General features: G+C 71.6%; 16 protein-coding genes and 1 tRNA gene. 7 read left to right on the top strand and 10 right to left on the bottom strand.

What is annotated here, in order from left to right:
* Nucleotide 1: 1 nt before the first annotated feature.
* The 5 genes from M503_RS0100465 (at nt 2) to M503_RS0100445 (ending at nt 6,659) form a co-directional block, all read left to right on the top strand.
* Complete coding sequence (locus M503_RS0100465; protein ID WP_028918524.1) at nt 2-1,594, top strand: DHA2 family efflux MFS transporter permease subunit; 1,593 nt, start codon at nt 2-4, stop codon at nt 1,592-1,594.
* 177 nt (nt 1,595-1,771) lie between these two features.
* Entirely contained in the window at nt 1,772-2,560 is a 789-nt protein-coding gene (locus M503_RS0100460; protein ID WP_028918523.1) for a cytochrome C assembly family protein, read from the top strand.
* Nucleotides 2,561-2,575: 15 nt separating this feature from the next.
* Nucleotides 2,576-4,300, top strand: a complete 1,725-nt coding sequence (locus M503_RS0100455) for a ShlB/FhaC/HecB family hemolysin secretion/activation protein (protein ID WP_051414088.1) — start codon at nt 2,576-2,578, stop codon at nt 4,298-4,300.
* 22 nt (nt 4,301-4,322) lie between these two features.
* Nucleotides 4,323-5,240, top strand: coding sequence for a filamentous hemagglutinin N-terminal domain-containing protein (locus tag M503_RS15320; protein WP_051414049.1), 918 nt, complete (start codon nt 4,323-4,325; stop codon nt 5,238-5,240).
* A 198-nt stretch (nt 5,241-5,438) separates the two neighbouring features.
* Nucleotides 5,439-6,659 (top strand): S41 family peptidase, encoded by a 1,221-nt coding sequence (locus M503_RS0100445; RefSeq protein WP_081720885.1) that lies wholly within the window; start codon nt 5,439-5,441, stop codon nt 6,657-6,659.
* A 14-nt stretch (nt 6,660-6,673) separates the two neighbouring features.
* Here the strand turns inward: M503_RS0100445 and radA are convergent, their stop codons facing one another.
* Together radA and M503_RS0100435 are read right to left on the bottom strand one after the other, a co-directional pair.
* Nucleotides 6,674-8,074, bottom strand: a complete 1,401-nt coding sequence (gene radA / locus M503_RS0100440) for a DNA repair protein RadA (protein ID WP_024868104.1) — start codon at nt 8,072-8,074, stop codon at nt 6,674-6,676.
* 113 nt (nt 8,075-8,187) lie between these two features.
* Nucleotides 8,188-8,263, bottom strand: a tRNA-Thr gene (locus M503_RS0100435).
* 169 nt (nt 8,264-8,432) lie between these two features.
* On the opposite strand from M503_RS0100435, the gene M503_RS0100430 reads away from it, so the two are divergent.
* Nucleotides 8,433-10,757, top strand: coding sequence for a DUF3772 domain-containing protein (locus M503_RS0100430; protein WP_028928057.1), 2,325 nt, complete (start codon nt 8,433-8,435; stop codon nt 10,755-10,757).
* Between the two features lie 25 nt (nt 10,758-10,782).
* Here the strand turns inward: M503_RS0100430 and ispH are convergent, their stop codons facing one another.
* From ispH to murJ, 5 genes are all read right to left on the bottom strand, one after another.
* Nucleotides 10,783-11,733, bottom strand: coding sequence for a 4-hydroxy-3-methylbut-2-enyl diphosphate reductase (ispH, locus tag M503_RS0100425; protein WP_028918519.1), 951 nt, complete (start codon nt 11,731-11,733; stop codon nt 10,783-10,785).
* Nucleotides 11,734-11,785: 52 nt separating this feature from the next.
* Nucleotides 11,786-12,292, bottom strand: coding sequence for a signal peptidase II (lspA, locus tag M503_RS0100420; RefSeq protein WP_028918518.1), 507 nt, complete (start codon nt 12,290-12,292; stop codon nt 11,786-11,788).
* Nucleotides 12,292-15,138, bottom strand: coding sequence for an isoleucine--tRNA ligase (gene ileS, locus M503_RS0100415; protein ID WP_028918517.1), 2,847 nt, complete (start codon nt 15,136-15,138; stop codon nt 12,292-12,294). The genes lspA and ileS overlap by 1 nt, the downstream gene beginning before the upstream one ends.
* A gap of 4 nt (nt 15,139-15,142) precedes the next feature.
* Complete coding sequence (locus tag M503_RS15315) at nt 15,143-16,126, bottom strand: bifunctional riboflavin kinase/FAD synthetase (protein WP_051414048.1); 984 nt, start codon at nt 16,124-16,126, stop codon at nt 15,143-15,145.
* Nucleotides 16,127-16,264: 138 nt separating this feature from the next.
* Entirely contained in the window at nt 16,265-17,809 is a 1,545-nt protein-coding gene (gene murJ / locus M503_RS0100405; RefSeq protein WP_428992206.1) for a murein biosynthesis integral membrane protein MurJ, read from the bottom strand.
* A 146-nt stretch (nt 17,810-17,955) separates the two neighbouring features.
* Between murJ and rpsT the strand changes: the two genes are divergently transcribed.
* Nucleotides 17,956-18,225 carry a 30S ribosomal protein S20 gene (gene rpsT, locus M503_RS0100400; protein ID WP_024868097.1) on the top strand — a complete coding sequence of 90 codons (270 nt, stop codon included), beginning with the start codon at nt 17,956-17,958 and terminating at the stop codon, nt 18,223-18,225.
* Between the two features lie 109 nt (nt 18,226-18,334).
* On the opposite strand, the gene cgtA is transcribed toward rpsT, so the two are convergent.
* From cgtA to rplU, 3 genes are all read right to left on the bottom strand, one after another.
* A complete protein-coding gene (gene cgtA / locus M503_RS0100395) occupies nt 18,335-19,393 on the bottom strand; it encodes an Obg family GTPase CgtA (RefSeq protein WP_028918515.1) in 1,059 nt (352 codons plus the stop codon).
* A gap of 167 nt (nt 19,394-19,560) precedes the next feature.
* A complete protein-coding gene (rpmA, locus tag M503_RS0100390; protein WP_024868095.1) occupies nt 19,561-19,821 on the bottom strand; it encodes a 50S ribosomal protein L27 in 261 nt (86 codons plus the stop codon).
* Between the two features lie 19 nt (nt 19,822-19,840).
* Nucleotides 19,841-20,149 carry a 50S ribosomal protein L21 gene (gene rplU / locus M503_RS0100385; RefSeq protein WP_024868094.1) on the bottom strand — a complete coding sequence of 103 codons (309 nt, stop codon included), beginning with the start codon at nt 20,147-20,149 and terminating at the stop codon, nt 19,841-19,843.
* Nucleotides 20,150-20,503: the final 354 nt, after the last annotated feature.

The raw sequence follows: 20,503 nt of genomic DNA, 5'->3' as shown, positions 1-20,503 counted from the left end.
CATGTCCTCCACCACCGCTGTCCCGTCCGAAGGTCCAGGCACGCCGCCCGCGCGGGCGGCGGCGCCGGCCCAGCCGTTCCGCCCGCCCAACCTCGCCCTGACCACGGTGGGCCTGGCGCTTGCGTCGTTCATGCAGGTGCTGGACACCACCATCGCCAACGTCTCGCTGCCGACCATCTCCGGCAACCTCGGTGCCAGCGCCAACCAGGCGACGTGGGTGATCACTTCGTTCGCGGTGAGCAACGCGATCGCGCTGCCGCTGACCGGCTTCCTCAGCCGCCGCTTCGGCGAGGTGCGCCTGTTCACCTGGGCGACGCTGGCCTTCGTCGTCGCCTCGTTCCTGTGCGGCATCTCGCAGAGCATGGGCATGCTGGTGGTCTCGCGCGCCCTGCAGGGCTTCGTCTGCGGGCCGATGTACCCGGTGACCCAGGCGCTGCTGCTGTCGATCTACCCGGCCGCCAAACGCGGGCAGGCATTGGCCCTGCTGGCGATGGTCACCGTAGTCGCGCCCATCGCCGGCCCGATCCTCGGCGGCTGGATCACCGACAACTACAGCTGGGAGTGGATCTTCTTCATCAACATCCCCATCGGCATCTTCGCCGCGTGGGCGGTGACGCGGCAGATGAAGGGCCGGCCCGAGCGCACCGAGAAGCCGAAGATGGACTACATCGGCCTGGCTACGCTGGTGCTGGGCGTGGGCGCGCTGCAGATCATGCTCGACCTGGGCAACGAGAAGGACTGGTTCCAGTCGACCGAAATCGTGGTCCTGACCATCGTGGCGGTCATCGCGCTGACCGTGTTCGTGATCTGGGAACTGACCGAGAAGGACCCGATCGTCAACCTGCGCCTGTTCCGGCACCGCAACTTCGCCGCCGGCACGGTGGCGATGGTGGTGGCCTACGCGGCGTTCTTCGCCATCGGCCTGATGGTGCCGCTGTGGCTGCAGCGGAACATGGGCTACACCGCGATCTGGGCCGGTTTCGCCACCGCGCCGATCGGCGTGCTGCCGGTGCTGCTGACGCCGCTGGTGGGCAAGTACGCGACCCGCTTCGACCTGCGCCTGCTGGCCAGCTTCGCCTTCGTGGTGATGGCTTTCACCAGCTTCCTGCGCGCCGGCTTCAACCTCGACGTGGACTTCCAGCGGGTGGCGGTCATCCAGCTGATCCAGGGCCTGGGCGTGGCGCTGTTCTTCATGCCGGTGCTGACGATCCTGCTGTCGGACCTGGAACCGCACGAGATCGCCGCCGGCTCCGGCCTGGCCACCTTCGTGCGCACGCTCGGCGGCAGCTTCGCCGCCTCGCTGACCACCTGGGCGTGGAACCAGCGCAGCACCATCCACCACGCGCGGCTGACCGAACACCTGCCCGCGTACGACGACGGCTTGCGCGAGATGGCCGCCCGCCTGGGCCAGGGCGACCTGACGCGCGGGGCGCTGCTGCTCAACCAGGAGATCGGCCAGCAGGCGGCGCAGATCGGCTTCAACGAGATCTTCCACCTGCTGGGGATCATCTTCCTGGTGGTGATCGCGTTCGTCTGGTTCGCCAAGCCGCCGTTCGCCGCCAAGGGACCGCGTCCGGTCGGCGGCGACCACTGAGCTCCGGGACCCGCCCGGGCCCGCGCCTCGCCGCGGCGCATCGCCGCCGGGGCGGCCCGGGAACCCCCTGGCACCGGCCCCGCGCCTGCTTCCGCGGCGCGTGATCCGGATCACGACCGTGAGTGTTCCATGCAGGCGGCATTCCGTTCCGCCGTGCTGCCGTGCGACACTCGCCGGATGACAATCGTTCTCATCGCGATCCTTGCCTACCTGCTGGCCAGCGGCCTGCTGCTGCGCTCCGTGGCCCAGGACGGGTCCGCCGCCGGCTCCTGGCGCTGGCCGGCCCTGGCCGCGGTCGTGCTGCACGCCACCTACCACGTCGTGGTCGCGTGGCGGACCAGCGGCGGGCCGGACATGCATTTCTTCTCGGCGTTGTCGCTGGTCGGCATGGGCATGGCGGCGATGACCGTGCTGTTCGGCGTGCGCGGGCGCACCGCCGCGGTGGGCGTGGTCGTGTTCCCGCTGGCGGCGGCATTGCTCGCCCTGTACCACGGCCATGGCCACGGGCCTTCGCCGGTGCTGGACTGGCGCCTGCAACTGCACGCCTGGCTGGCCCTGCTCGCCTACGCGACCCTGGCCATCGCCGCGCTGCTGGCCGGCATGCTGTGGCTGCAGGAGCGGGCGCTGCGCCGGCGCCAGTTCAACGCCTGGCTGCGCGCGCTGCCGCCGCTGACCCAGCTGGAGACGGTGCTGTTCCGGACGATCACCGTCGGCTTCCTGCTGCTGACCTTCACCCTGCTCACCGGCGTGCTGTTCGTCGAGGACTTCCTGTCCCAGCACCTGGTCCACAAGAGCGTGCTGAGCGTGCTGTCGTGGCTGGTGTTCGGCGGCCTGCTGCTGGGCCGCTGGCGCTACGGCTGGCGCGGCACCAAGGCCGTGCACTGGACCCTGACCGCGATGGCGCTGCTGCTGCTGGCGTTCTTCGGCAGCAAGTTCATGCTCGAGCTGGTGCTCGGCCGAACCTGACGCAGGACCATGCAGGTGCGCGCGAGCGGCCCGTCCCTCCTCTCGCGTCCGGGCCAGCCAGTCGGACGCCGGCTGGCGTCCTGCCTGGCCCTGTTCGTCGTGCCCGTGGGCGGCCTGGCCGCGCCACCGCCGGATGCGGGCCAGGTGCAGCGCCAGGCCGAACGCTCGCTTTCGCATGCGCCCGAGCCGCCACCGGCGGTTGAATCCGCGCACGAGGCGGAAGCGGCCTCCGACGGCCTGGAGTTCGTGGTCCGGCGCTTCGTGCTGGAAGGCGCGACCCTGGTGCCGGAGGCAACCCTGCAGCAGGCGCTGGCGCCGTGGCGCGGGCAGCCGCTGCGCTTCGCCGACCTGCAGGCCGCGCTGCGCCGGATCGTCGCGGTGTACCGCGAGCACGGCTGGTTCGCCCGCACCCAGTTGCCGGAGCAGGACATCACCGAGGGCACGGTGGTGGTGCAGGTGCTGGAAGGCCGGTTCGGCCGCCTGGGCGTGCTGGACGAAGGCAGCCGCGCGAGGGGCGACTTCATCGCGGCGCTGGCCGGCCGCGGCCTGCGCGCGGGCGAACCCTATTCCCTGCACCGCCTGGAACGCGGCCTGCTGCTGGCCAACGACCTGCCGGGCGTATACGTCGACGGCGTGCTGCAGCCTGGCCAGGAACCCGGTACCAGCGACCTGCTGCTGGACGTACGGGACCAGCCACTGCTCGAGGGCAGCCTGGCGGTCGGCAACGACGGCAGCCGCTACACCGGGCGCGGCCAGCCGGTCGGGCACGTGTCGCTGGCCAATCCCAGCGGCTACGGCGACCAGCTCTCCGCCACCGGCATGCGTGGCCGCGACCTGGAATACCTCGGCGGCAGCTACGCGCTGCCGCTGGGCGCCGGCGGGCTGCGCGGCAACCTCGGCTACAGCACGCTGCACTACCGGCTGGGCAAGGAGTTCGAGCTGCTCGAGGCCAGCGGCGCCTCGCGCACGTACCGCGCCGGACTGACCTACCCGCTGCACCGCAGCGTGGACTGGAACCTGGAAACCGAACTGGCCTGGAGCCGGCGTCGCCAGGAAGACGCCAGCTTCGGCGAGGACCTGCGCCGGCGCCACCTGCGCGACCTCACCCTGACCCTGTTCGGTGACGCGGTCCACCGCGGCGGCAATGGCGCCCATACCGCCTGGATCCTCGACCTGGTCGCCGGGCGGGCGCGGCTGGCCCTGCCCGACGACCTGCTCGCCGACGCGTCCGGCCCGGGCGTGCACGGCCCGTATTCGCTGGCCCGGCTGGAACTGCGCCACGACCGCTGGCTGGCGCCGGAGTGGTACCTGCGCGCGCGCTTCAGCGGGCAATGGGCCTTCGACAACCTGGATTCGTCGCAGCAGTTCGTCCTCGGTGGCCCCTCGGGGGTGCGCGGCTATCCGCTCAACGAGGCGCCCGGCGACAGCGGCGCGGCGCTGCAGCTGGAGCTGCACCGGGTACTGGCGACCCGCGGCGGCGGCGAGCTGGACGGCTACGGCTTCGTCGACGGCGGCACCGTGCGCCTGCGCCGGCATCCCTGGGACGGCGACCCGCGCAACCGCTACGAGCTCACCGCCGCCGGCCTCGGCCTGCGCTGGATCCAGGGCGGGCTGACCGCATCGCTGAGCGTGGGCGTGCCGGTGGGCAGCAATCCCGGTACCTTCGACGGCAACAACCAGGATGGCACCGGACGCGCACCGCAGCTATGGTTCAACCTGCGCCAGCGCTTCCCGCGCTGAGCGCATGCGCCAGGACATACCCATGCACACCCGTCCCGCACATGTCCCCTCCTGCCCCCGCCGCACGGCCGGTACCGGCCTGCTGGCGCTGCTGGCGATGCTGCCGGCGCTGGCCATGGCGCAGGACCGCGATGCGCTGCCGGAAGACGGGCGCGTGGTCGCCGGCAAGGCGGAACTGTCGCGCAAGGACCGCACCCTCACCATCTCCCAGCAGAGCCGGCGCGCGATCCTGGAGTGGAGCCGCTTCGACATCGGCGCCGACGCCACGGTGCGCTTCATCCAGCCGTCATCGTCGTCGGTGGCGCTGAACCGGGTGCTGGGCAGCGATCCCTCGCGCATCGCCGGGCGCCTGTCGGCGAACGGCCACGTCTACCTGGTGAACCCGGCCGGCGTGCTGTTCGCGCCCGGCGCGCGGGTCGATGCCGCCCAGCTGGTGACCTCCACCCTGGACATCGCCGATGGCGAGTTCCTCGCCGGGCGCGAGCCGGTCCCCGGCATCGGTTCGCAGTGGCAGCCGCCGTCCGGGGCGAGCATCCCGGCGCTGATGGTGTCCGGCCTGCTGGCCGCGACCACGCCTGCCGATGACGCCGGCATCGCGGACGCCCAGGCCGGGGAAGAGCCGGCATCTCCCGGCGGCCTGCTGACCCTGGACGCCGGCGCCGACGGGCACCTGCGCATCGGCCTCGATGCGGGGCAGATGCAGGCGCTGATCGACGGCGGCGGGTTGCAGCAGGACGGCGAGGATTTCGTCCTGTCGGCCGACGGCGACAACGACGTCACCGCCAGCGCGATCGCCGCCGGGCGCGTGCCGCAGGCGCAGGGCGCCACCGTGCGCGACGGCCGCCTGCTGCTGGTGGCCACGCCCGCGCCGCAGGAGCAGGCCGGGCTTCCCGCCACCGGTGGCGCGGTGCACATGTTCGTCGACGACGCGCAGCGCTGAGCCCGCCGGTCCGGCCTGCCCGGGGCCTTCCGTCGCCCGTCGGCATCGCGCAGGCACGCTCCACGGCCGTCGCCGGCCAGGTCTTTCATTCCGTCCCCACCGGGGTTCCGTCGCGAAGTGCGCCGGCTCGTCGCATGCCCGCTTGCGGGCCATCAGCCGCCTGCCTAGCTTGCGCGTCTTCGAGCCAGGAGACCGGCCATGCAGGCAGCCCACGAACGCAGGAGAAAAGGACGCTGGATCCGTCGGGCCCTGGTGCTCTTCGGCCTGGCCGTGGCCGGTGCCTGCCTCTGGGACGTGGTCACCTACGACCGCGAGGCCTGGCTGGCCGACTACGCGCGCCTGAAGCACGACCTGGCCCACGGCTACGCCAACCTGGACTGGATCCGGGACCACCGTGGCCTGGACCTGGCCGAACTGGACCGGCAGACCACGCACGCGCTGGCCACCGCGCATTCGCGCTTGCGGGCCTCGCTCGCGCTGCGGGCCTTCCTCAGGCGCTTCGACGATCCGCACCTGCGCCTCGAACCGCGGCGCCCGCCGTCGCCGCCCGCCACCAGCGGCAGCACGGCCCCGGTCCGGCCGGTGGCGGCCCCGCCCGCCGCAGTAGTGGATTGCGCGGCGGCAGGCTACGAGGAAGGCGACCACGCCTTCGTCTTCCCCTTCGCGGAGATGCCGGGCTGGCGCCAGCTGCGTGCTGGCGATTTCCCGATTGGCCGCGTCGGCGACACGGGCATCCTGCGCATCGCCCAGTTCGGCGAACGCCGGTACAGGTCCGCCTGCCAGCGCGTGTTCCGCCCGGGCATGGATGCCCATGCGTTGCAGCTGGCAGTGCGCGCCGAACAGCAGCGGCTGCTGGTGGATTCGCTGGAAACCCTGGGTCGCGATGGCGCGCGCCGGCTGCTGGTGGACGTCACCGGCAACGGCGGCGGCACCGAGTGGGTGACCGAGGTGGTCGCGCTGATGACCGGACGCGCGCTCACGCGTGCCGCGTCCCGCCGGGTCGGACCGGAATGCGACCGCGACGCGGTCTGGGCCAACGAACCCGTCTGCCCGGTCCTCGCCCCCGCCGGCGAGGCCGAGGTACTCCAGGGCACCGGCCGCTGGCGCGGGCCGCTGCTCGTCCTGGCCGACCGCGGCACGGCGTCGGCAGCGGAGGATTTCGTGGCCTGGCTGCAGCAGAACCGCGTGGCCGTGGTGATCGGCGAGCGCACGCTCGGCGCCGGCTGCGGCTACACCAACGGCGCCAGGCGCACCCGGCTGGAAGTATTGCCGCTGGAGGTAGCGATGCCCGACTGCGCAAGGTTCCTCGCCGACGGCACCAACGAGCTGGAAGGCATCGCCCCCGACATCGCAATGGATACTCGTGCAGCGGATGCGCCCGCCCGCCTGCTCTCCGTACTGCAGACCCTGCCGCGATGAAGCGATGCCGCGGCCTACTCCGCCGCCGCTTCCAGCGCCTGCGCCAGCCGCTCCACCGCGATCACTTCCAGGCCCTTGAAGCTGCCGGACTTCGGCGCGTTGGCCCTGGGCACGATCGCGCGCCTGAAGCCGTGCGTGGCCGCTTCGCGCAGGCGCTCCTCGCCGTTGGGCACCGGGCGGATCTCGCCGGAGAGGCCGACCTCGCCGAAGGCCACGGTCTTGTCCGCCAGCGCGCGGTCGCGCAGCGAGGACAGCACCGCCAGCAGCACCGGCAGGTCGGCGGCGGTTTCCTGCACGCGGATGCCGCCGACGACATTGACGAACACGTCCTGGTCGCCGACCACCACGCCGCCGTGCCGGTGCAGCACCGCCAGCAGCATCGCCAGGCGGTTCTGCTCCAGGCCCACGGCGACGCGGCGCGGATTGGACAGCGGCGAGGAATCCACCAGCGCCTGCACCTCGACCAGCAGCGGGCGGGTACCTTCGCGGGTCACCATCACGCAGCTGCCCGGCTGGCGGGCGCTGCCTGAGAGGAAGATCGCCGACGGGTTGGGCACTTCCTTCAGGCCCTTGTCGCCCATCGCGAACACGCCCAGCTCGTTGACCGCGCCGAAGCGGTTCTTGAACGCGCGCAGTACGCGGAAGCGGCTGCCGCTCTCGCCCTCGAAGTACAGCACCGCGTCGACCATGTGCTCGAGCACGCGCGGACCGGCGATGCCGCCTTCCTTGGTCACGTGGCCGACCAGGAACACGGCGGTGCCGGTCTCCTTGGCGTAGCGCACCAGCCGCGCCGCGCTCTCGCGCACCTGGCTGACCGAGCCGGGCGCGGCGGTGAGGGTTTCGGTCCACAGGGTCTGCACCGAGTCGGCCACGACCACGCGCGGCTTCGCCTGCGAGGCGTGCTGCAGGATCGATTCGATGCCGGTCTCGGCCAGCGCCTGCAGGTTGTCCAGCGGCAGGTCCAGGCGCACCGCGCGGCCGGCCACCTGGGCCAGCGATTCCTCGCCGGTGACGTACAGCGCCGGCAGCTGCGCGGACATGGTCGCCAGCGCCTGCAGCAGCAGGGTCGACTTGCCGATGCCGGGGTCGCCGCCGACCAGGACCACCGCACCTTCGACCAGTCCACCGCCGAGCACGCGGTCCAGCTCGCCGATGCCGGTGGACACGCGCACCTCGGCCAGCTGGCTGACGTCCTTGAGCGCGGTGACCTTCGGCGGGTCGACCTTGCCGGCCCAGCCGGCGCGGCGCGAGGCGGCGGGACTGGCGGCGGACGCAGCCGGTTCCAGCACCACCTGCGACAGCGAATTCCAGGCGCTGCACTCGCCGCACTGCCCTTGCCACTTGCTGTACTCGGCGCCGCATTCGCCGCAGACATAGGCGATGCGGGCGCTGGACTTGGCGGAAGGCTTGGCCACGGGGCGGGATCCGGTGCGGTTGGGGACGGCCAATGTAGCCGCCGCCCGTCTCCGCTGGCGAGACGCGTGCCGCAAACGACAAGGCCCCGCCGAAGCGGGGCCCGTCGTGAAGCTGGTGCCGGAAACAGGAGTCGAACCTGCGACCTACGCATTACGAATGCGCCGCTCTACCAACTGAGCTATTCCGGCAATGACCGGACGCTGGCGCGGCCGGGCCGGGAATTCTAACGGGTCGCGGCCGGGCAGGCCATAGCGGGCCTGCGAACGCGGATGCCGGGCAGGTGCGAGCCCGGCGGCAGCGACAGAGGCCCCCGGCGGCGGGTGTTAAGTTAGCCGCTCTGCAACGACCTGCCGCCGCATGCGCTTCCCGGCCCGCCTGACCGCCGTCTTCACCGTCCTGCTCGCCCTGCTGCTGGCCATGCCGGCCTTCGCGCAGGCGCCGTCGCTGGACCAGGCCCGGCAACAGCTGGAGAAGATCGGCGCGGCCCTGCCGGAGCAGGACGACGACCCCTCGCTGCAGGCCTCGCGCGAGGCGGTGCTGAAGATCCAGGCGCTGGCCGAGAAGACCATCGCCGAGCGCGGCCCGCAGCTGGACAGCCTGGACGCGCGCCTGGCCGAGCTGGGCGAAGGCCCGGCAGCCACGGGCCAGGAATCCGCCGATGTCACCCGCGAGCGCCGCGAGCTGCAGGAGCAGCGCAACGAGGTCGACGCCGAACTGCGCCAGGCCCGGCTGACCGTGGTCGAGAGCGGCCAGCTGCTGGACCGGATCGCTGCGCAGCGGCAGGCGGCGTTCCACCAGACCCTGTCGCGCCGCACCACCCCGCCGTGGAACCCGCGCTTCTGGAGCGAGCTGGCCGACAGCCGCGGCCGCGACCAGGCGCGCGTGCTCGGCCTGTGGCAGCAGACGCGCGAAACCGTGGCGGGGCACTGGCGCGCCGGCCCGGTGCGTTCGCCGCTGCTGCTGGCCCTGGCCGCGCTGGTCGCGGTGGTGGTCGGCTGGTTCGGCGCGCGCACCGTGCCGAAGCTGGTCGGCCGGCATATCCCGCCCGGACGCCTGCGCCGCTCGGCGCCGGCGGTGGCGCGGCTGCTGCTGTCGACGCTGGCGGCCTGGTGGATCGTGAGCCTGCTGCGCGCGGCGCTGCTGCCGGCCGATGCCCCGGCGGCCGTCGCCCAGCTCGCCCGGCTTGCCGGCGGCCTGCTGGTGTTCGGCACCTTCGTGACCACGCTTGGCGCGGTGCTGCTGGCCGTGCGCAGCCCATCGTGGCGGCTGCCGGCGATCTCCGACGAGGGCGCACGCACGCTGCGGCCGCTGCCCCTGGCGGCGGCGCTGGCGATCGTGCTCGCGACCTTCCCGCAGCGGCTCGGCGCCCTGGTCAACGCCAGCCTGCCGCTGGCGGTGGCGCTGACCGCGCTGGCGGCGCTGGTCTCCACCTTCGTGGTGCTGTGGGCGCTGCTGCGCATCCGCCGCCTGCAGTCGGCGGCCGCGCGCGCCGAGGTGGAAGCCCAGCCCGATGCCGCCGCGCCGAAGCCGCATTTCCGGCCGTGGATGAATTTCGCCACCAGCATCGGCTGGGTGTGCGCGTCGCTGGCCCTGCTCGGCCTGTTGACCGGACACGTGGCCCTGTCCGGCTTCATCGCCCTGCAGCTGGTGTGGACCGGCGTGGTGCTGGCCACCCTGTTCCTTGCGATGCGCTTCGCCGACGACCTGGCCTGTGCCGTGCTCGGCGCCAAGGGCGTGGCCGGGCGCCGGGTCAGCAGCCGCTACGGGCTGGATCCGCTGCTGGTCGAGCGCGCGGCGGTGGTGGCCTCGGCGGTGCTGCGCGTGCTGCTGGCGCTGCTGGGCCTGATCGCGCTGGCAATGCCGTACGGGGCCAGCGGCGAGGACCTGGTCGCGCGCGCCCTCGGCCTGGCCCGCGGCATCACCATCGGCGAACTGGTGCTCAGCCCGGCCAACGTGGTCCGCGCGCTGGCGGTGTTCCTGCTGGCCAGCGCCGCCTTCCACCTGCTCAAGCGCTGGCTGGCGCGGCGCTACCTGCCGACCACGAAGATGGACGAGGGCATGCGCGCCTCGGTCGTCACCCTGTTCGGCTACGGCACGATGGTGCTGGCGCTGGCGATGGCGCTGGCCGCGATCGGCGTGGGCCTGGAGCGGATTGCCTGGATCGCCAGCGCGCTGTCGGTCGGCATCGGCTTCGGCCTGCAGGCGATCGTGCAGAACTTCATCTCCGGCCTGATCCTGCTGGCCGAGCGGCCGGTGAAGGTCGGCGACTGGGTGGTGGTCGGCGACGCCGAGGGCGACATCCGCCGGATCAACGTGCGCGCCACCGAGATCCAGACCGGCGACCGCACCACCGTGCTGGTGCCGAACTCGGAGCTGATCACCAAGACGGTGCGCAACCGCACCTATTCAAACGCCGAGGGCCTGGTGAAGATCGTGCTGCCGATGCCGCTGTCCACCGACGCGGACCTGGTGCGCGAGCTGCTGCTGGAGGCGTTCCGCGAACACCCGGCGATCCTCGACGCGCCGGCGCCGGGCGTGACCCTCGACGGCATCGACAAGGGCCAGATGATCTTCAACGCCACCGGCTTCGTCGCCACCCCGCGCCAGGCCGGCGGGGTGCGCAGCGCGCTGCTGTTCGGGATCCTGCGCCGCCTGCGCCAGCTCGACATCCGGATGGTGTAGGCCTGCGGCCTTGCCGCGGCGAGGCTCAGTCCACCAGCTGCAGGCGCAGTTCCTTGGGCAGGGCGAAGACCATGTCCTCCGGCTCGCCGTCCAGTTCGCTCACCGCAGCGGCGCCCAGCTCGCGCAGCCGCGCGATCACGCCGTCGACCAGCACCTGCGGTGCGGAGGCGCCGGCGGTCAGGCCGATGTGCTGCTTGCCCACGACCCACGCCGGGTCGATCTCGTGGGCACCGTCGATCAGGTGCGACTCCACGCCCTCGCGCCGGGCCAGCTCGGCCAGGCGGTTGGAGTTGGAGCTGTTCGGCGAACCGACCACCAGCACCAGGTCGCAGCGCGCGGCCAGTTCGCGCACGGCGTCCTGGCGGTTCTGCGTGGCGTAGCAGATGTCGTCGTTCTTCGGCCCCTGGATCGCCGGGAAGCGCTGCTGCAGCGCCTCGATGATGCCGCGGGTGTCGTCCACCGAGAGCGTGGTCTGGGTGGTGTAGAACAGGTTGTCCGGCTGGCTGACGACGAGGCTGGCGACGTCGTCGATGTCCTCGACCAGGTAGATCGAGCCGCCGGCGCTGTCGGCCTTCCACTGCCCCATCGTGCCTTCCACCTCGGGGTGGCCGGCGTGACCGATCAGGATCACGTCGCGGCCGGCGCGGCAGTGGCGCGCCACTTCCAGGTGGACCTTGGTCACCAGCGGGCAGGTCGCGTCGAACACCTTCAGCCCGCGGCGGTCGGCCTCGGCGCGCACCGCCTGGGAGACGCCGTGGGCGCTGAAGATCACCGTGTTGCCGTCGGGCACCTCGTCCAGTTCCTCGACGAAGATCGCGCCGCGGGCGCGCAGGTCGTCGACGACGAAGCGGTTGTGCACGACCTCGTGGCGCACGTAGATCGGTGCGCCGAGGGTCTCGATGGCGCGCTTGACGATCTCGATCGCGCGGTCGACGCCGGCGCAGAAACCACGGGGATTGGCGAGGATGACGTCCATGGGGTCTTCGGTTACGGGCCCGGGAAGGCCATGCAATAGCGTGGCACCGCGATCATGAACCGCTCTTGCCCCGGTCGCCATCGAACAGGCCGGACAGGGCGATGCCGATGGCGCCGGCGACGATGGCCGCGTCGGCCACGTTGAACGACGGCCAGTAGTAGTCGCGCCAGTACCACTGGATGAAATCGACCACGTGGCCGTGGACCAGGCGGTCGACCACGTTGCCCAGCGCGCCGCCGATCACCAGCGCGTACGGCACGGCCTGGCGCCAGTGGCCGCGCGGGGTGCGCCACAGCCACCAGCCCAGCAGGCCGCTGATCGCGAAGGCCAAGGCCGTGAAGAACACGGTCTGCCAGCCGCCGGCGTTGGCGAGGAAGCTGAACGCGGCGCCGGTGTTGTAGGTCCGGTACCAGTTCCAGAAACCCTCGACCACCGGCACCGCCGTGTACTCCGGCAGGCTGGACAGCACCCAGGCCTTGCTCCACTGGTCGAGGACGATGACCGCCGCCGACAGCAGCAGCCACACGATCGCGTTGGGACGGGGCCGGGCCGTGGTCATCAGAACCACCGCCGGTCTTCGCCGGCACCGTCGACGTTGCTGGCGCAGCGCCCGCACAGTTCCGGATGCTCCGCCACCGTGCCTACGTCGGCGCGGTGGTGCCAGCAGCGCACGCACTTGGCCTTGGTCGTCGGCGCGGCACTGACGAAGATGTCGTCGGTCTGCGCCGGGACCACGGACACGTCGCCGCTGATGAAGAAGAAGCGCAGTTCCTCGGCCAGCGGCTGCAGGTGGGCGGCGGTGTCGGCGCCGGCGGTGATGGTGATCTCCGCCTCCAGCGCCGCGCCGATCTGGCCGTTGGCGCGCATCGGCTCCAGCACCTTGGCCACCTGCTCGCGCAGGGCCAGCAGGCGGTCGAAATCCCCGCTGCCCAGTTCGGCGCCGGCCGGCAGCGGGGCCAGGCCTTCGTACCAGGTGGCGAACAGCACGTTGCCCAGGCGCTCGCCCTCCGGCGTTGCCTTCGGCAGGTAGCCCCACAGCTCGTCGGCGGTGAAGCTGAGGATCGGCGCGATCCAGCGCACGAAGGCCTCGGCGATGCGGTACATCGCGCCCTGCGCGCTGCGGCGGCCGCGCGAATCCTCGCGCATCGTGTACAGGCGGTCCTTGGTCACGTCCAGGTACAGCGAGCCCAGGTCCACGCTGCAGAAGTTCAGCAGCGCCTGCACGATCGCGGCGAAGTCGTAGCGCCCGTAGGCGTCCTTGATCTTCTCCTGGACTTCCCAGGCGCGATGCACGATCCAGCGGTCGAGGGCGACCATGTCCTCCAGCGCCGGCAGGTCCCGCACCGGCTCGAAGCCGTGCAGGTTGGCCAGCAGGAAGCGCGCGGTGTTGCGGATGCGGCGGTAGGCATCGGCGTTGCGCTTGAGGATCTCCTGCGACAGCGACATCTCGTTGGAGTAGTCGGCCGAGGCGATCCACAGGCGCAGGATGTCCGCGCCAAGGTTCTTCATGATGTCCTGCGGCTCGATGCCGTTGCCGAGCGACTTGGACATCTTGCGGCCGTGCTCGTCCACGGTGAAACCGTGGGTGAGGCACTGCCGGTACGGCGCGGCCTTGTCGATGGCCACGCCGGTCAGCAGCGAGGACTGGAACCAGCCGCGGTGCTGGTCCGAGCCTTCCAGGTACAGGTCGGCCGGCTTGCCCAGGCCGCGCTCCAGCAGCACGCCCTCGTGGGTGACGCCGGAGTCGAACCAGACGTCGAGGATGTCGGTGATCTTCTCGTACTCGGCGGCCTCGTTGCCGAGCAGCTCGGCCGGGTCCAGCGCGTACCACACGTCCACCCCGCCCTGCTCGACGCGGTCGGCGACCTGGCGCATCAGCTCGCTGCTGCGCGGATGCGGCTCGCCGGTCTCGCGGTGCACGAACAGCGCGATCGGCACGCCCCAGGTGCGCTGGCGCGAGATGGTCCAGTCCGGGCGGCCCTCGACCATCGAGGTGATGCGCGCCTGGCCCCATTCCGGATACCACTTCACGCCCTTGATCGCCTGCAGCGCGTCGGCGCGCAGGTTGGCCTGGTCCATCGAGATGAACCACTGCGGGGTGGCGCGGAACGCGATCGGGGTCTTGTGGCGCCAGCAGTGCGGGTAGCTGTGCTCCAGCTTCGACGCGGCCAGCAGCGCGCCGCTGGCGCGGAGCACCTCGATGATGGTGTCGTTGGCCTTCCAGATGTGCAGGCCGGCCAGTTCGACGCCATGCGCGGCCGGGGTCGACGGCAGGTACACGCCGCGCCCGTCGACCGGGTTGAGCTGGGCCGCGGTGTAGCGGTCGATGATGCCGCAGGCCTTGCTGACGACGTAGTCGTCCTGGCCGTGGCCGGGCGCGGTGTGCACCGCACCGGTACCGTCGTCGGCCGACACGTGGCCGCCGAGGATGATCGGGATGTCGCGCTCGTCGTAGAACGGATGGGCGAACTGCAGGTGCTCCAGCGCGGCGCCAGCGGCGCGGCCGTGCACGGTGACGCCGGCCACGCCGTAGCGCGCCAGCGCGCGCTCGGCCAGCGCGTCGGCCAGCACCAGCCAGCGGCGGCGGCCGTCGTGGGCCGGGCCTTCGACCAGCGCGTACTCCAGTTCCGGACCCATCGAGATGGCCAGCGAGGCCGGCAGCGTCCACGGCGTGGTGGTCCAGATCGGCACCGCCACCTCGACGCCTTCCGGCAGCTCGACGCCGAAGGCGCGCGCCACCGCCTGGCCGTCGCGCGCGGCGTAGGCCACGTCGACCGCCGGGGAAACCTTGTCCTGGTACTCGATCTCGGCCTCGGCCAGCGCCGAGCCGCAGTCGAAGCACCAGTGGACCGGCTTGACGCCGCGGGTCAGGTGGCCGTTGTCGACGATCTTGGCCAGCGCGCGGATCTCGTCGGCCTCGAAGCGGAAGTTGAGCGTCCTGTACGGGTTGTCCCAGTCGCCGATCACGCCCAGGCGCTTGAAGTCCTTGCGCTGGATCTCGATCTGCGACTCGGCGTACTCGCGGCACTTCTGCCGGAACTCGGTGGCGTCGAGCTTGACGCCGACCTTGCCGTACTTCTTCTCGATCGCGATCTCGATCGGCAGGCCGTGGCAGTCCCAGCCCGGGATGTACGGCGCGTCGAAGCCGGCCAGGTACTTCGACTTGACGATGATGTCCTTGAGGATCTTGTTGACCGCGTGGCCCAGGTGGATCGCGCCGTTGGCGTACGGCGGGCCGTCGTGCAGGACGAACAGCGGCCGGCCCCTGGCGTGCGCGCGCAGCTGGGCGTACAGGCCTTCCTTCTCCCAGCGCTCGAGCGTGTGCGGCTCGCGCTTGGGCAGGTCGCCGCGCATCGGAAAATCCGTGGCGGGCAGGTGCAGGGTGGCTTTGTAGTCTTGGGTCACGGCTCTACCGTTGCGCAGCGGCTTCGAGATGGGGGTGCGGGGCGTCCGCGGTGGTGGCGGCGAGTATGCGACGGGCCTCGGCCGCGTCGCGGTGCATCTGGGCGGTCAGCGTCGGCAGGTCGGGGAATTTCTCCTCGTCGCGCAGCTTGGCGACGAACTCGACCCGCAGGTGGCGCCCGTAGAGGTCGCCGCTGAAATCGAACAGGTGGGCTTCCAGCAGCGGTTCCACCCCGTCCACGGTCGGACGGGTGCCGAAGCTGGACACCGACGGCCACGGCCGGCCACCGGCCTCTTCCAGGCCATGGACGAGAGTGGCGTAGATCCCGGCCAGCGCCGGGGTCCTGGGGAAACGCAGGTTGGCGGTGGGGAAGCCGAGGGTGCGGCCGAGCTGGCGGCCGCGCACCACCCGCCCGCCGATGGCGTAGGGACGGCCCAGCAGTGCGGCGACATCGTCGAAGCGCCCGGCGACCAGGGCCTCGCGGATGCGGGTGCTGGAGACGCGCTCGCCGCCGGCCTCGACCGGGGCGATTTCCCCGGCGCTGAAGCCCAGTTCGGAACCCATCGCCTGCAGCAGCGCCAGGTCGCCGCCGCGGCGGTTGCCGAAGCGGAATTCCGGGCCGATCCAGACCTCGCGCGCGCCCAGCCGGCCGGCCAGCACGCGGTGCACGAACTCCTCGGCCGGCATCGCCGCCAGCGCGGCGTTGAAGCGCAGCAGGCCCAGGCGGTCCAGGCCCTCGCCCAGCAGCAGCTGGATCCGGTCGCGCGGCAGGGTCAGCCGCGGCGGCGGGTTGCCGCGGCCGAAGTACTCGCGCGGCAGCGGCTCGAAACTGAGGGCGACCGCATCCACGCCCAGCGCCCGCGCCCGCGCCACGGCGTGCCGCAGCAGCGCCCGGTGGCCCAGGTGGAGGCCGTCGAAGGCGCCGATGCAGACCACGCTGCCGCGCGGGCACAAGGACCCGCCATCGACGTCACGGAACAGCCTGCTCATCTATCTCGTCATGACCGGAGGGACAGCCCCGCGGCGCCGGCCAGGCGCCGGCCCGGGGCCGAACGCCGAAGTATAGCCGGCATGGGCCTTGCGGCGGCCTGGCCGGGGCGGTTTTCGCCGCCCGCGGACGGGGAACGGTCAGTGCCGCAGGTGGCGCAGGCGCAGGCCCAGGGCCAGCAGCACCAGGCCGTAGGCGGCCGCGCCGGCGGCGATCGCCACCAGCAGCCAGACCACGCGCGGCACCGCGCCGTCGATCGCGGTCCAGTCGCCGATCCAGGCCCGGGCGGCCAGCACCACCGCCGCCATCGCCATGCAGGCCGCGCCCATGCGCAGGGCGAACACGCCCCAGCCCGGCTGTGGCCGGTACAGGCCGGACTTGCGCAGCACATGCCAGAGGATCGCGGCGTTGACGATGCCGGCCAGCGCGGTGGCCAGGGCGATGCCGGCGTGGCCGCCCTCGGTACCGGCGCGCCACAGCGGGGTGACGATGGCCACGGTCAGCACCACGTTGGCCACGACCGTCCAGATCGCCGCGCGCATCGGCGTGCGCGTGTCCTGGCGCGAGAAGAACGCCGGGGCCAGCACCTTGCTGAGCATGAAGGCCGGCACGCCCACGCTCATCGCCGACAGGCTGTACGCCGCCATGCGCGTGTCGAAGGCGGTGAAGTGCCCATAGTTGTAGACCGTGGCGGTGATCGGCTCGGCCAGCAGCAGCAGGCCCAGCCCGGCGGGCACGCCGGCAAGCATGGCCATGCGCAGGCCCCAGTCCAGCGAGGCGTTGTAGCCCTCCGCGTCCTCGGCCGCGTGCCGGCGCGACAGGTGCGGCAGGATCACCGTACCCAGGGCCACGCCGAACAGGCCCAGCGGGAACTCGACCAGCCGATCGGAGTAGTACAGCCAGTCGATGCTGCCGGCCGCCAGCAGCGAAGCGAACACGGTGCCGACGATCAGGTTCACCTGCGCCACCGAGGACGAGAACAGGGTCGGCAGCATCAGCTTCGCGACCTTGCGCACGTCCGGGTGGGAGAAGCCGGGCCGTAGCCGCGGCCGCAGCCCCATCCGCCCCAGCGCTCCCCACAGCAGGGCCAGCTGCAGCGCGCCGGCCACCAGCACGCCCCAGGCCAGGCCGCGCGGCGGCACGTCGAAGCGCGGCGCCAGCCACAGCATCGCCGCGATCATGGTCAGGTTGTGCAGGACCGGGGTGAACGCCGGCAGGCCGAACCGGCCGGCGCTGTTGAGCACCGACGCGGCCAGCGACATCATCGAGATGAACAGCAGGTACGGGAAGGTGATCCGCAGCATCTGCGCGGTCTGGGCCAGCAGCTCGGGCTCCTCGGCCCAGCCCGGCGCGAACAGCCGCGCGATCAGCGGCGCGGCCAGCATGCCGGCGGCGCAGACCACCATCACCACCGCGCACAGCGCGCCGGCCATGTGGTCGATGAAGGACTTCAGCGCGGCCTTGTCGCCGCGCTCCTTGATCTCGTTGAGCACCGGCACGAAGGCCATCGCCATCGAGCCCTCGGCGAACACCCGGCGCAGGTAGTTCGGGATGCGGTAGGCGACTATGAAGGCGCTCATCGCCCCGCCGGTGCCGAACAGGGTCGCCTGCAGCATGTCCCGGGCGAAACCGGCGAGGCGCGACAGCAGGGTCATCGCGCTGAACACCGCGGTCGAACGCAGCAGCCGCGGACCGCTCATCGGAAAGCCTCCGGCCGCCCGGCGCGGGCCGCCCGGGGCCTGTTGACCCAAGTGCTTGAATCCGCCATAATTTCGCGTTCGCTGTACTCCACCATTCTGTTTTCGCACCCGTTTTCCAGGAATCCACTGCCGTGGCCAACATCAAGTCCGCCAAAAAGCGCGCCAAGCAGACCGTCGTGCGCAATGCGCGCAACGCCGCCCAGCGTTCGCAGCTCCGTACCGCCGTCAAGAAGGTCCTCAAGGCCCTGGACGCCAACGACGCCGCAGGCGCCGAGGCGGCCTTCGCTACCGCCCAGCCGATCCTGGACCGTTTCAGCGCCCGCGGCCTGATCCACAAGAACAAGGCTGCCCGCCACAAGGCCCGCCTGAACGCCCGCATCAAGGCGCTCAAGGCCGCCTGATCCGGCTTGCGCGGGCTTCGCGGCCCGCGCTCCCGCCGCCCGGCCACCGGCCAGGCGCGCAATGAAAAACCCGGCCCCGGCCGGGTTTTTTGTCGTCTGCCGCACCTGCTCAGCGCGCGGCATCGTCTTCCGCTTCCGCCTCGGCGATGCGCAGCCGGTCCAGGAAGGTCATCACTTCGAGCATGATCGGCCAGGTGCCCTCGCGGCCCAGCGCCGAGACCAGGAACCAGGGCTGCTCCCAGCCCAGCTCGGCCACGATCTGTGCGGCCGCCGCCCTGGCCTCGTCCTCGAACATCAGGTCGGCCTTGTTCAGCACCAGCCAGCGCGGCTTGGCCAGCAGCTCCGGATCGTGTTTGCCCAGCTCGCGCTCGATCGCGCGTACCTGCTCGACCGGGCTGACGCCCTCCACCCCGCCCTCCATCGGCGAGATGTCCACGAGGTGCAGCAGCAGGCGGGTGCGCTGCAGGTGGCGCAGGAACTGCGCGCCCAGGCCGGCACCGTCGGCCGCGCCCTCGATCAGGCCGGGGATGTCGGCGATGACGAAGCTGCGGTGCGCTTCGACGCTGACCACGCCCAGGTTCGGGTAAAGCGTGGTGAACGGATAGTCCGCCACCTTCGGCGTGGCCGCGGAAACGGCGCGGATGAAGGTGCTCTTGCCGGCATTCGGGAAGCCCAGCAGGCCGACGTCGGCCAGCAGCTTCAGCTCCAGCCGCAGGGTGCGGTGCTCGCCCGCTTCGCCCGGCGTGGCCTGGCGCGGCGCGCGGTTGACCGAACTCTTGAAGTGCATGTTGCCCAGGCCGCCCTTGCCGCCGCGGGCCACCAGCAGGCGGTCGCCGTGCCGGGTGAGGTCGCCGATGACCTCGTCGGTCTCGACGTTGGTCACCACCGTGCCGACCGGGACGGTGATGATCCGGTCCTCGCCGCCCTTGCCGTACATCTGCCGGCCCATGCCGTTTTCGCCGCGCTGGGCGCGGAAGATGCGTTCGTGGCGGAAGTCGACCAGGGTGTTGAGGTTCTCGTCGGCCACCAGCCAGACGCTGCCGCCGTTGCCGCCGTCGCCGCCGTCCGGCCCGCCCAGCGGGATGAACTTCTCGCGGCGGAAACCGACGCAGCCGTTGCCGCCGTTGCCGGCGATCACCTCGATTTCAGCTTCGTCGACGAGCTTCATGGGGAACAGGACCTGGAATGGGGAATGCGGCGCCGGCACAGTCTACCGGCGCGACGGCGCGGCGAGACCGGCCGGCGGGATGGGGTTCGCGGGCGCCGGAAACGGAAAGCCCCGCCGGAGCGGGGCTTTCGCGTCGATCCGGCCACGCCCGCGGGCGCGGCGCGCGATCAGACCTCGGCGACGACGCTGACGGTGCGGCGCTTGGCCGGACCCTTGGTCGAGAACTCGACCTTGCCGTCGACCAGCGCGAACAGGGTGTGGTCGCGACCCAGGCCGACGCCGGCGCCCGGATGGAACTGGGTGCCGCGCTGGCGGACGATGATGTTGCCGGCTTCGACGGCCTGGCCGCCGAAGATCTTGACGCCCAGGTACTTCGGGTTGGAATCGCGGCCGTTGCGCGAGGAGCCTACGCCCTTTTTGTGTGCCATGACGGATTCTCCTTACTGATTAGCCGGCGATGCCGGTGATTTCGATTTCGGTGTAGTGCTGGCGGTGGCCCTGCCGCTTCATGTGGTGCTTGCGGCGGCGGAACTTGATGATGCGGACCTTGTCGGCGCGGCCGTGGCCGACGACCTTGGCGGTCACGCTGGCGCCCTTGAGCGCGTCACCGACCTTGATCCCGTCGCTGTCGCCCAGCAGCAGGATGTTGTCGAACTTGATCTCGGAGCCGGCTTCGGCCTCGAGCTTCTCGACGCGGAGCGTTTCGCCCTGCGCCACGCGGTATTGCTTACCGCCGGTTACCAGAACTGCGTACATGACCAGGCATTCCTCTGTAGTTATTGTGGTCGCTGCCGCCATCGAGGGCGGTCAGAAGCGGGATTATAAGGATTTCAGCCGGTTAGGCGCAACCACCCCCACCGGCCGGGACTGGCCGCCCCGCGGGGGCTGCCGCCTTCGGGGACAGGGTCCGGAACGCCCGCCTGGCAGTCCGGAAGGCCTGCTCCGCGAGCAGACCATGCGCCGACCGGCCGAACCGCATGGAATCCGCCGGTACCCACCGGCAAACCGGGCCCGGGTCGGCGGCCGGCATGCCGGGGGAACCGCGGCAGGGCCGGCGAGCCTGCAGGCTCACCAGCGCATCGACGCCAGGACCTTCCCGGAAGGATGGCC

Origin of the sequence: Pseudoxanthomonas suwonensis J47, assembly GCF_000513955.1 — a bacterium.
GTDB classification, from domain to species: domain Bacteria; phylum Pseudomonadota; class Gammaproteobacteria; order Xanthomonadales; family Xanthomonadaceae; genus Pseudoxanthomonas; species Pseudoxanthomonas suwonensis_C.
This window is presented reverse-complemented; position numbering and strand designations above follow the sequence as displayed.